The organism is Embleya sp. NPDC056575, from assembly GCF_042793325.1.
Taxonomy (GTDB): domain Bacteria; phylum Actinomycetota; class Actinomycetes; order Streptomycetales; family Streptomycetaceae; genus Embleya.
In genome coordinates, this window is sequence record NZ_JBHTVA010000104.1 from 1 (window position 1) to 12,752 (window position 12,752).

The 12,752-nt window shown below is 74.2% G+C and carries 5 protein-coding genes; all 5 read left to right on the forward strand.

Annotated elements, in window-relative coordinates; all coding sequences use genetic code 11:
• Positions 1–403 precede the first annotated feature (403 nt).
• The 5 genes from ACFRCG_RS44870 (at position 404) to ACFRCG_RS44890 (ending at position 12,751) form a co-directional block, all read left to right on the forward strand.
• Positions 404–2,746 carry a VWA domain-containing protein gene (locus ACFRCG_RS44870; RefSeq protein WP_380042445.1) on the forward strand — a complete coding sequence of 781 codons (2,343 nt, stop codon included), beginning with the start codon at positions 404–406 and terminating at the stop codon, positions 2,744–2,746.
• 61 nt (positions 2,747–2,807) lie between these two features.
• Positions 2,808–6,905, forward strand: coding sequence for a tubulin-like doman-containing protein (locus ACFRCG_RS44875; RefSeq protein ID WP_380042446.1), 4,098 nt, complete (start codon positions 2,808–2,810; stop codon positions 6,903–6,905).
• A complete protein-coding gene (locus ACFRCG_RS44880; RefSeq protein ID WP_380042447.1) occupies positions 6,902–9,415 on the forward strand; it encodes a hypothetical protein in 2,514 nt (837 codons plus the stop codon). The genes ACFRCG_RS44875 and ACFRCG_RS44880 overlap by 4 nt, the downstream gene beginning before the upstream one ends.
• Positions 9,412–10,491 carry a hypothetical protein gene (locus ACFRCG_RS44885; RefSeq protein ID WP_380042448.1) on the forward strand — a complete coding sequence of 360 codons (1,080 nt, stop codon included), beginning with the start codon at positions 9,412–9,414 and terminating at the stop codon, positions 10,489–10,491. Before ACFRCG_RS44880 ends, ACFRCG_RS44885 begins: the two co-directional genes overlap by 4 nt.
• Before the next feature lie 67 nt (positions 10,492–10,558).
• Positions 10,559–12,751, forward strand: coding sequence for a hypothetical protein (locus tag ACFRCG_RS44890; RefSeq protein WP_380042449.1), 2,193 nt, complete (start codon positions 10,559–10,561; stop codon positions 12,749–12,751).
• Position 12,752: the final 1 nt, after the last annotated feature.

Below are 12,752 nucleotides of genomic sequence, written 5' to 3' on the forward strand. Positions count from 1 at the left end.
TCGCCCCCGTGGCCCCGCCGCCCGGCGCCGGCCCCCCACCCCCCCCCGGCGGCGGGGGCTGACCCCGCGGCGGGCCCCCCCGCCGCGGCCGTTGTTCGTATCTGGCCGATTCGGTTCCGCCGGACGGTGGGATGGTGCATCGTGGAAGCCCGCACGGGGGGTTTGGCGCACGAGCTGGGGGCGGTGGCCGATAACGGTTCGGAACCGGGCGTGTTCCAGTGATCGCGAACGGTGCCCGCGACCCCCCGCACAGCTGCTAGAACGTTGCCGAACACCCGAGGTGTGCCCCGCGCACGGCGGGGCCGACAGCAGGGGGGACGCCACAGTGGTGCTGCCTGTCCGCCGGGGAGCGCCGCGGCCGGCGCCCTCCACACGGCGTTCACGACGGTCGACCGGAGCGATCGTGCTCGGCGCGCTCGCACTCGCGCTCCTGCCCGGCGCCGCCCGCGCCGCCGACCCGCCGGGGGGAGATCCCAACCTCAAGGTCGCGCCGATCTCCTACGTGGTCCTGGTCGACGAGTCCGGCAGTCTCAAGGGCCCCGATCTGGATCGGGAGAAGGACGCCGCCGGCCTCGCCGCCATCGGCGAACTCTCGCCCGACTCCCGGGTCGGCATGGTCGGCTTCGGCAGCGGCGCCGGATTCAAGCCCGCGGTGGACGTGGTCTGTCCGATGATCCCGGTGTCCGACCCGGCCGCGGCCGGGTGCGCCGGCAAACTGCGTCCGCGCACCGACCAGGAGGGCAACAACACCGACATCCCGGCCGCGATCAAGCAGGGCGTGAGCATGCTCCGCTCCGCGCCGGCCGGGCAGCCCAAGGTCTTGTTCATCACCACCGACGGCGCGATGTCCGTGCAGCCGAACGAGGGCTACGGCGCCGACGCCGCGCGGATCCCGGGCGAGTTGGACAAGGCGCTGACCAGTGCGCTGGCCGAGGCCAAGGCGGCGGGCGTACAGATCTGGCCACTGGGCTTCGGCGCCGGGATCGACACCGCGCAGCTGAACCGCATCGCGAGCGGCGGGGCGCCGTCGTTCTGCTCGGCCCGCCCCGAGGACGCGCCGAAGGCGTCGGTGATCAAGGACTCGGGCGAGGTCGTCCAGACGCTGCGCAAGGCGTTCGGCAGCGCGCGTTGCGCCGGGGTGACCCAGACCGCCTCGACCGACGTCAACGGCGAGGCCGACCTGGAGGTGACGATCCCCGCGATCGCCACCGACGTGGTCATCCAGGTGCAGAAGGCCAACCCGGACATCGACGCCACCTTCTTCGACCCCGACGGCAAGCAGGTCGACGCCGCGCCGGGCACCGAGCGGCGCGGACAGGGTTCGCGGACCGAGACGCTGCGGGTGTCCGACCCGATCGCCGGCAAGTGGCGGATCCACCTCAAGGCGCGCGCCGGCGCGTCCGGGCCGGTCAGCGCGGCGGCGTTGTGGCAGGGCGTGGTCAAGTCCTACGTGCAGCTCAACCCGCCGCAGCCGAGCGTGGGCGAATCGGTCCGGTTCAGCGTCTTCCTCCAGACCCGGGAGAAGAACCTCACCGATCCCGCGGCGCTCAAGGGCGTCATGGTGGCCGGGCACGTCGAGGGGGCCGGCCTCAAGGCCGACATCCCGCTCAAGGCCGGTGACAAGGGCGAGTTCTACAGCGACTACCGCATCCCCGGCGGCATCGCGGGCGATGTGCGCTTCACGGGCACCATCACCGCGCCCGGCGTGACCGGCGCCCAGGAGGTCAAGACGGTCACCCTGGGCCAGGGCCCGGCGGCCGTGGGCGTCGAACTCAAATGGGGCGACAGCACCATCGAACCCGGCGGCAGCGTCGCCGGAACCGTGCAGTGGAAGGTCACCGACGGCAAGCCGCACACCCTGCGGGTGGTCGCCGACTTCCCGCCGAACGTCGGCATGCGGATCACCGGCGGCGAGCAGCGGGTGAGCGCCGGCTCCGACGCGTTCGGCTTCAAGCTGACCTTCGGCGACAACATCGCCAAGGGCGACCACACCGGCCGGGTCCGGGTGGTGGACACCAGCGACGGCGACAAGGTCCTCGCCGACACCACCCGCACCGTCACGGTCGAGCCGCCGCCGGGCTTTTGGGACCGGTATCTGTGGCTGGTGATCGGAGCCGTCGTGCTGATCGCGCTGCTGCTCGGCCTGCTCGGCTACCTCGCCAAGCGGCGCGGGCGGGCCCGGCGGATCGGGCCGATCGTGCTGCGCCTGTACCGCGACGGGCAGCAGATCGGGGTGGAGACCCGGCCGCTGGACGAGCGCGCCGAGGCGATGTGGTTCAAGCTCGACACCACCGCCTTCCCGCCGCAGTTGATCCCGCTGTACCAGCACGAACCCGGAACCGCGTGGACCGTGCGGCGGACCGCCGCGACCGGCACCCTGGACGTGGAGACCCCGCTCGGTACACGTCTGCAGTTGGACATGGGCCGCCCCACCGAGATCGAACCCGGACTGGCGCTCGGCTTCGCCGACGAGCGGGTGCAGGCCGGGCCGGCCGACGGGGCGGGCGGTGCCGCCGATCCGTACGGCGGCGGCGGGGGTTCCGCCGACCCCTACGGCGGCTACGGCTCGGCCGCGCCCGCGGCCGCGCCGCCGCGACCGTACGGCGGCGAGGGGACCTACGGCGCGGACCGGCCGTACAACCCCTACGGCCCGTACGGTTCGGGACCGGCCGCGGAGCCCGGCCCGGGTCCCGGGGCGAACCCGGGCCCCGACGACACCACGTTCGGCTACGGACCACCGCGTTAGTCCCCGGCGCGGGGTCGAAGGCACCTGAACTCGCACGTCACGCACTTTTCGAGGAGGGCCCGTGGCAGCGCAAGGCCGCAGGGGCATGTCCATCCACCAGTCCATGCTGTTCGTGGGCCTGGGCGGTACCGGATGTCTGATCGGAGCCGAACTCGAGCGACGGCTGCGCGAGGAGTTGTGCGGCGCGGACGGCACGGGGCTGATGCAGCGGCTCGGTGGGCAACTCGCCCCGTACCAACTGCCCAACTGCATCCAGTTCGTCTACGCCGACCTGAACGAGAACGAGTTGCAGCGGCAGCGGTTGCGCGCCGCGCCGCCCGCGCACCGGGCCGCCGCCGACCGCAACGCGCACCTGACCACCCAGCTCGTGCCGCCGCTGAACACCTATCCGGAAGTGGCCCGTTCGCTGCGGATCAACGCGGCGGAGGAGACCATCCCCTGGCTGCCCGCCCGCGAGGGCGAGCCCCGGGTGACCCCGCTGCGGCGCGGCGCCGGGCAGTTGCCCACCGTCGGGCGCGCCGCCCTGTTCGAGACCTTCCGGCACGGACTCGCGCCCGCCATGGACCCGTTGCGCCGTGCGGTCGGGCTGATCAGCAACGGCAACGACCACCTGATGGCGCTCAGCGGCAGCCAGAACAACCGCAACACGTGCGATGTGTTCGTCGCCTTCTCCATCGCCGGCGGCACCGGATGCGGGATCTTCTACGACTACCTGCACCTGATCGGCGAGGCGTTCTCGCAGGGCTACGACGGGATCAAGATCTACCCGCTGGTGCTGATGCCGTCCGCGTTCGACGAGGAGCGCGGGGGCGGGCGGCCCGCCGTGCTCAACGCCGGACGTGCGCTGCTCGACCTGTTCCAGCTGGTCGACGACCAGAACGGGCAGTACGCGCAGGAGGAGTTGGACACCGGCCTGGGCGCGCCGGCGGGCAACCTCGCGGTGCGCTATCCCGGTCTGGAGTCGACCCGGCTCAAGGCCGGCACCGTGCAGACCGGCTTCCTGTTCAGCCGCACCAGCGGCATCGAGCGCGAGGACCTGCACCGCTCGGTGGTCTCGCTGGTGATGTCCCTGATCGGGACCGGACTCAACGCCGGCGGGCCGGAGTTGGAGAACGCGGTCGTCCAGGGCGACCTGTACCAGTCGTTCGCGGACAGCTTCATCAACGAGGGTGTGCGGCGCGAGGTGCCCGCGCCCAGCGGGATCGGCGCCTGCGGGGTCTCCACCAGCCTGGTCGCGTCGATGACCGTGCCGGTGGACGAACTCGCCGACATCGTGGCCGGTCGGCTGCTCGCCCAGGCGGTGCGCGATCTGACCTCGGACGTGCGGGTGTCCGCCGAGGCCAACCTGGAGCAGATCAAGTCGTTCATGTCGGTGGCGGGCCTGAGCGAACTGTGGTTGTGCGCACCGCCGCACGTCGCCGACCCCGCGCCGGCCAAGGGCGCTGCGGGCATCATGCAGGCGCTCAATGCCCGAACCCGGGCGATGGAGCAGGCGTTGCGCCAGCAGGAGGCGCAACTGCGCACGCATACCGCACAGTTGGCCGAGGAGTTCAACCACGCTCGCGGCATCCGCCAACTCCTGGCCGACGGCGACCTGTTCCGGGCCCGGCGGGTGCTCTTCGGCGACCGGCGGCTCTACCACGACGCGGACCGACCCGGGGTCGCCGGTCTGCTCGCGCACTGCGGCACCGAGCCCACCCCGCCGGCCGGGATCACCGTCAACGCGCCGCACATACCGGCGATCAAGGACCGCGCGGGCGGGGTGGTCAAGGCCAAGTGGGGCGACCCCGAGGTGCAGCGCGCGCTGGCCGCCCAGCAGCGCTGGTTCGAGTGGCGCTCGCGGCGCAACTGGCATGCCCAGTGGGGCGCCCAGGCCGAGGTGTGGGACCGCAAGATGGTCTATCTGCGGCATGTCGTGGACGGTCTCGCCCAGGCGTTCAACGACCACCGCGACACCGAGGAGGCCAATTTCGGCCGGGCCACCCGCGAGTTGTACCGGCAGCGCTCCGGCGTGTCCTACCTGCTGCCGCCGCAGGGCAACCTGGAGTCGTTCTACCGCCAGGTGCTGCGCCGCTTCGTGGACCGCGAACGGCTGCCCGAGACGTCCGGCGCCGCGCAGATCGTCGGCAAGCTCCTCGGCACGGGCATCTGGCAACGCGCCTACGAGATGGGCGAGGAGCGCGAGGGCGGCCCGGCCGCGGTCACCTATGTGCGCGACCAGATCAAGCAGCAGGTCAAGACCCTGTTCGTACAGGCCGGCGAGCTGAACGCGCAGCCGCTGCTGCCGCCGGTGCGCGACCTGCTCACCCGCGCCGCCACCAAGCGCGGCGCCTCGGTGGGCGAGGAGGACCTGGAACAGTTCGTGCAAAAGCTCGCGGGCATGTTGCCCAACGGCTTCTCGCCCGAGGGCAGCGGCGAACTCAAGGTGCTGATCGCGCACCCGGGCACCGCGCACGACGCGGACGTGCGGCAATACCTGGAACGGATGCTCAACATCCCCAACGAGCCGTCCCGCAAGATCGAGTTCCGCGCGGTCGAGCAGGAGTCGATCGTGGTGGTGCTCTTCCGCAGCGCGATGAGCCTGACCGAGGTGCCCGAGGTGCGCCAGGTGCTCGCGCAGTGGTCGCGCTCGCTGGACCGGCAGGATCCGGTCGACTTCCTCAAATGGCGGCAGCGGCTCGGCTTCACCTACGACTGGCTGGCCACCACCGAGGGCCACCGGGCGTACATCCTGCACCGGCTGTTGTGCGCGATGTGGAACGGCCAGGTCGAGGTGGCGCGCGGGGACCGCTCCTCGCCCGAGGTGGTCGACATCCGGCTGCCGCACGGGTCGACGGTGATGAAGCTGCCGCTGCGCCCGTTCGACCGGGCCTCCTCGTGGGGCAGCCTGCTGCGCGCCTACGAGGAGTGGACACTGACCGACGACGCGTCGGTGCGGCGGGAGTTCGCCAAACAGCTGATGCTCACCTACCCCGAGGGGCTGGGCTCGCGGGTGCGCGAACCGGCGCCGCTGTACCGGCACTTCGTGCACGAGGTGGCCCCGCGCCAGGTACGCACGCTGCAGGAGTTGCGCGATCGGCTGCCCGAGCGCAGCCGGGGGTGGGCGGAGGAGTTGTTGCGGTTGTGGGAGGTCACCCTGCCCGCCGCGCTCGACCTGTCGTTCTCGCACCAGGGCGCCAACCGGGACTCGTTGCGCGAGCTGGAGTATCGGGACGAGGAGGACGGGGGCTACCCGGGCGCGGGGTACGACGACGCTCGCGGGGGTGGGTGGGATCGCGCGGCGGACGAGCGCGGCCGGGAGCGGGACCGCCGGCGGGACGAGCGCGACGACGCGTGGGACCGGGCTCGGGAACGTGAGCGCGACCGGGACCGGGACCGGGACCGGGACCGGGACGAGCGTGGCGCGGAGTGGGAGCGACGCGGGCCCGAGCGGGTGCGGGACGAGCGGGATTCGTGGGACGAGCGGGATGCGCGCGATGCGCGCGATGCGCGCGATGCGCGCGATGCGCGGGAGGGGCGCGGTCTTCGGGATCGACGGGACCGGCGGGATGGGCCCGACGCGCGGGACGTGCGTGATGTGCCGGAGGCGCGGGGTCCTCGCGGAGAGCGCGATCCGCGCGATCCTCGGGACGTGCGCGAGGCGCGGGACGAGCGGGACCGGGAGCGGCGCGAGGCGCGTCGGCCCCGGGAGGACCGTGCGGACCCGTGGGAGCGGGAGCGCGAGCGGCGGCCCCTTCGGGAGCCGGACGGCCCGGTGTTCGAGAAGGAGGCCCCGGCGCGGCGGGACGTACCGGAGCCGCGCGGCCGGGACGCGTGGCGCGACGCGGACTCGCCCGAGGTGACCCGACCGAGCCTGGACAAGCCGGCGCCGCGGCGCGACGACCGCGATGCCTCGGAGCGCAGCGGGCGGACCGAGCGGGACGAACCCTACGACCCGTATCCGCCGGCGCCGCCGCGCGCGGATCGGGACGCGCGCGGAGCCCGGGACGTGTACGACCCACACGCCGCGCGGGATCCGTACGACCCGCACGACCGGCCCGGCCCGGGCGAGGCGGATCCGGACGACGGCACGATCCGCCTCGACGGCCTGGACCGCACCCGGCGGCTCGACCCGCCCGAGGACCACGACGAGCGCGAACTGCCCGGGGGTGGCTGGTGACCGACACCGCCGTTCCGGGCGCGGGCGTCCCGCGCCCGCTGGTGATCGTGGTCGACCTGCGCACCGAGTACGACACGGTGATGGCGGCCCGGACCTTCGCCGACGTACAGACCGCCTACGCGCGCACCCGGGTGCCCGCCGGGACCCGCAACGTGGACGCCGACCGGGTGCTCGTGCTCGACTCCGTCGAGGAGTTGGTGGCGCACCGGCACGCGTACGAGCGGATCTTCGCCGGCATGTACAGCAAGGTCGTGTGCGTCGCGGTCGGCGCGCCCGTGGACGGCGCGATCGTGCTGCGCCGGCCCGGCCAGCTCGCCGGCAGCGACGCGGCCACGCTGTGGGTCGGCGACGTGCGGGGCACCGAGTGGGCGCCGGGGCGGGCACCCGGCGTTGTGCTCACCCCCGACGACGCGGACGCGCTCGCGCCGCTGGTCGACGTGCTGAGCCAGCCCGAGGTGTTCGACCAGGTGCTCGCCGGGGTGACCGAGATGCCCCGCTCGATCGCCGCGCCCGGGATGAACGTGTTCGTGCACCGGATCCGGGACGACGCGGTACGGCGGGCCCGGATCCGCGCCGTGCAGCGACTGGCCGGCGCCGAGGGCGGGGTCGACGAACCCTGGCCGGAGCCGCTGGCGGCGCTGGCCGACGAGCAGGGCGCCGGGTTGGCCACGACCACCGGCGGGGTGCGCGAGTGTGTGCGTCCGGACGGTGCGCTCGGGGTGCGATGGGCGCATGCCGAGCAGGGGTTCAAGCGGGCTCAGCAGCGGCTGACCGTGCTGTCCGCGCCGGTCGCGCTCTACGGTTCGGCCGGGCGCGGCGGGCGCTCGATCGACGGCGAGATCGCCGACGCGGCGACCGTGCTGCGCGATTACCGGGACCTGGTCCGGCAGACCGTGGGCCGGGGCGCGGCCGGATTCGACGCGGACGGGCGGGCCTGGCTGGACCAGGTCGGCGTGGTGATCCCGGAGCCGCCCGGGCTCGGCGCGAACTCGGTGGCCGCGGCCCTGTACACCCGTACCGCCGCCGCGTTCGACCGCCCCGAGGGGCTGCGCGGGCTGGCCGAACGGCTGCGCGAACTCGCCGACCGGATCACCCCCGGCGCCGGCGCCGCCCGGGCCCACGATGTGGACCAGAGCTGCTCGGACGGCTTTTTGACCCGCTACCTGCGCCCGGCCGCGTTCCCGCTCGGCCCCGGCCATGTCGGCATCGCCGGCGGCCTGCTGCTCGGCGCCTTTCTGACCGCCCTGTGGCCCGCCTTCGGCGTGGTCGGCGCGGGGCTCGCGGTGGTGCTCGCGCTGCTCGGGTCGATCCTGATCACCGCCCGGCGCCCGGACCGCGAGGGCCGGGCCGTGCTGCCGCCCGAGGCGCTGCCGATGATCGTGGTCACGGGCCTGGTGGCGCTTGTCGGCGCGGTCTGCGGGGTGCTCGCGGGGCGGGCGTGGGATCCGCCGACCGGCGTCGGGCCGCTGGCCCTGGTGCTCGGCCTGGGCGTACTGCTCGTGCTGCCCGGCCTGGACTGGCGGTTGCGGGTGCGGCACTGGGAGCGCGTGCTCGGCCTGGGCGCGGCCACCCGCGCGCTGCACGGGCTGCACGCGCTGCTCGTGCGCACCGTGTGGAACGACTGGGCACTGGCCGGTCCGCGCCGTGAGGCGGTGGACCGGGCCACCGTGCTGGCCGCGCTGCTGGAGGAGAGCGCCACCCTTTTGACCGACGACGCGGCGGCGCTGGAGCGGCAGTTCACCGGCGAGCAGGTCGGACCGGATCCGGCCGCGCAGAACTTCGGCACCGGCGGCCACCCGCCGCCGGGTCGTCCCGTACCGCCGTATCCCGGCGCGGAGTCGTTCGGCACCGGCGGACATCCGGCCCCCGGCCGGCCCGCGCCGCCGACGGGCCCGCCGCCGGGCGCGGCCGGGGCGAGCCTGTACGACACGGTGCTCGGCGACCTCGTGGACGGGCTGCACGCCGCGTTCGAGCCGCTGTGGCCGCTCCTGGAGCGCGACCCGGCGGAGGCATCCCGGCGCGGTGCGGCACCCGAACTGCGGCCCGTGCTGCGCGCGTACACCGACCACCTCGCGCACAACGGGGTACAGGCCGCGCCGCCGTTCGGCCGGCAGGGCCAGGACCGCCCGCACGTCGGCGAGGCGGTCGGCGGCGACGCGGACCGCATCGCCGAACTGCTCGGGCAGTCCGCGGCGCACTCGATGTTGCAACTGTGCGCGAGCGACCAGTTGGTCCTGCTCGACCACGCGCCGACGCACACCGTCAGCGTGCGCTTCGCCCCGCGCGGGGTGCGCCCCGCCGTGCGCGAGGCGCTGCGCGAGCGCCGCGCCGGGCACACGATCGAGCACGAACTGGTGTGGACCGGCGGCGGCCGGATGGCCGGTGTGCTGCGCCTGCTGCCGCTGCTGCCCGGCTCGGTGGACGACGCGCGGATCTGGGAGGAGAGCGCCGGTGGCGCCGACCGACCCGGTGCGGGTGACGACCGCTACGACGGCGGATGGGCGCCGTGAGCGCGGGCACGGGACGGGCGGGCGAGCCGTCGGGCGAGGGCAAGCTCGGCTACACCGACCCCGAGGGCTATTCGGTGGAGCGCCGGGTCGAGTTCGGCCCGGACCGGCCGGCCCCGCCCGGGCAGCCGTTTCGGATCCGCGACGTGCGCGACGTGGAGGACGGCAGCGTCTTCGTGCAAAAGCGGCTCGGGCGGCTGGACTCGCGGCGCCGGGTGGGCGCCGAGGCGAGCCTGGAGACCGAGATCCGGGTGTTGCTGCGCCTGGTGCGCACCTTCGGCGGCGCCGGGTATCCGCGCGAGCTGGTCCGGGTGGCCGGACACGACTTCGACGGGGTCGAGCCGTTCCTGCTCCTGGAGGCGAGCCCCTGCCCGCCCGCCGAGGACGTGGTGGGCAAACTCCTCAGCGAGGAGCAGGACGCGTTCCGCCGGGCGATCTTTCGTACCGTGCGCTACCTCGAGTCGGCCGGCGTCGTGCACGGCGACCTGACCCCGAGCAGCGTGCGCTGGCAGCGCGAGCAACGCCGGCTCCGGATCGTCGACTTCGGGCACGCGGCGCTGGCCGGCGAGCCGCGCAGCAGCCTGGGCACCGCCATGTGGGCCGCGCCGGGGCCGCTGCGCGGGCCCGGACCGGCCGATCCGCGCGACGACGTCTGGTCGGCCGCGCAGGTCGCCTACCACGTCACCACCGGACGCCCGATCCGCCAGGGCCGCGTCCCGGTCGGCGTGGAGACCCAGGGGCTGCTGCTCGACCTGTTCCAGGGTGTGTTCGAGGCGGAGGCGGTGCGCCGCCCGGGCGCCGCCGAACTGCTGCGCCGACTCGGCGAACCGGACCCGTACGTGGCGGGTCACGCCCAGTACGACCCGCTCGCCGAGGGGCGGCGCGGCTACGAGGCGGCGATGGAGCGCAAACGGCAGCGCATGCCGCTGCCCGGCCAACCGCGGCCGGCGCACCGGGCCGGCGCCGAGGACCGACCGCCGCCCGTGCTGCCGCCCAGGCCCCCGGAGCCGCCGGGCAGGCCCGGCGAGCCGCCGAGGACCGGTCGGTTCCGGCTCTTCGGGAAGGACCGGATGGGGTGAACGGGATGGGCCGGATCGGACCGGGCGCATCGGATGAGTCGAACGCGACGGCAGGTGAGGTCGGCTGATGTTGCATCAGATCGTGTACCGCTGGGACCCGGACGGACTGCTCGGGCGCCGCGGCATCGTTCCGGTCGCCACCTCGCTGGGCCGCGACGAGGTGTTCGGATGGCACACCCGCACCGGGCTTGCCGAGGCGGTCACCATGGACTACGGCGACCCCGCGTGCCCGGCGTCCAGCGTGTGCCTGCTCGACACCCCGCTCGGAGTGGCGCTGATCCGCCGGGAGTTCTCCGCCGACGCGCGCCGTCAGCGGCTGAACAACTCCGCCCACGTGCTGGTCGGCCCCCGGGACTCGATCGCGCCGTTCGACGCACTCGCGTGGGGCTCGCTGGAGCGGCGCGCGCCCGGGTCGCTGGACCTGGACCGGGTCCAGCCGGGCTACGGCCTCAAACCGCTGCCCGACGAGCGCCTGGCCGCGGCCTTCGAGGTCGCCGCCGGCGACCTGCACGAGCAGTGCCGGCGACTGGCCGACCCGCTCGAAGTGCTCGTCGCCGCCGTGCTGCGCCGTCCCCGCGCCCGGATGGCCCTGCTGCCGGCCGGCGCCGAGGACGCCACCGTGCTGCTGTGGGGTCTGCAACACCTGCTCACCGCGCTGCTCCCGGGACCGTGGACGTTCTCCACCTTCGAGGTCGACGACGCGCTCGACGACCCCAACGGCGCGCCGCGCTTCATCGCGCTGCCCCGGGTGCCGTCCGGTCCGCCCGGGCCGCGTGTGCGGGTCGATCTGACCGGCCACGGCGAGCCGTTCGACCCGCACCGCGAACTGGCCCGGCGGATCGTCCGGCACTACGTGGGCTCCGGCTGGGCGGGCTTCCACCGGCTGCTCAACGTCCCCACCGAGGTGCACACGCTGCCCGAGGCGGACCGGGTGAACGCGATCCGGCAGCGACTGGACGCGCTCGGCACCCGTCAGGAGGCCCGGACCACCCGACCGCGCGAGGAGTCGCCGGTGGGCCAGGCGCCCGGACCGGTCGGCGCCCCGCCCGGGACCGCCGGCCCGCCCGCCGGCCGGACCGAACCGCGTGACACCCGCGAGCCCACGCGCGGGGCGAGCGAGACGATCACCGTCGTCACCCCGTCCGCCGGCGCCCCCGCGGCCGATCCCACCGACTCGAATCGACCCGTGGTGCGCTGCCCCTTCTGCCTGGACCTGGTCCGCTGGAACGAGAACGACCTCTACGAGCGCGATGCTCGGCTGCGCTACACACGGGTCGACCTGAGCACGGTCACCGACCCGGTCAAGCGACACGACCGCATGATCACCACCTTCATGCGCTGCCCCAACCCCACGGGCGACGAGGAGCGCGAGCACTTCCTGCCGACCAATTACATGGTCCACGAACCGCCGCTGGTGGTCGGGCTGATCGGCGACGGCCTCTCCGGCAAGACCCACCTGCTGGCCGCGATGATCGCCGAGATCGACGCCGGCGGGCTGCGTCCGTACGGGGTGACGCACGTGCCGGTGGACGCCGGCCACCACCAGGAATACCTGCGGGACCGGGTCCACCTGTTGCAGCGCGGGCAGATGCTCGGGACCACGGTCAACCACCAGGGAAACCTCGTGCAGTTCGCCGACGCGCTGCTGCTGCGCGCCGGCGGGCGGACCCGGCCGATCGCCTTCTTCGACGTCAGTGGCGAGGACCTGGCCCGGGGCGGCCGGGAGATGCAATTCCTGGCCGCCGCCGACGCGTTCGTGTTCGTGGTGGACCCGGTGGTCGCGGTCGACCTGCCGGAGCTGCGCCGGCTGACCCGCGACGGCGAGGACACCGCGGGCCTGCGCCGGGGCGACCGCACGTTCGCCGCGGTGACGGACCGGCTGCCGCGTACGGCCGCGCTGCTCGACCAACCGGTCGCCGTCGCGGTCACCAAGTCCGACCTGATCCGCTTCGAGCCGCCCGTGGACGCCTGGTTGGGCTCGCAGCCGCCCCGGCCCGGAGTGGTGGACCCGGCCCGCACGGACGCGGAGAGCCGCGACGTGTACTCGTTCCTGTACGCGCACGACGCCGGCGCCTGGCTCAGCCCGTTCGAGGAATTCCGGCGCTGCACCATGCACTTCGTCTCGGCGACCGGCGCGCGTGAGCGGGACGGGCACTTCCCCGGCGGCATCCGCCCGCGCCGGGTTCTGGAACCGGTGGTGTCCATCCTCGCGATGTGCGGCATGCTCGATCAGGCCGACATCGAGCGGGTGGGGGTGTGAG

What these genes read in the sequence shown, in the direction of transcription:
- ACFRCG_RS44890 (WP_380042449.1), top strand. Translation starts at nt 10,559, where the DNA reads ATGTTGCATCAGATCGTGTACCGCTGGGACCCGGACGGACTGCTCGGG.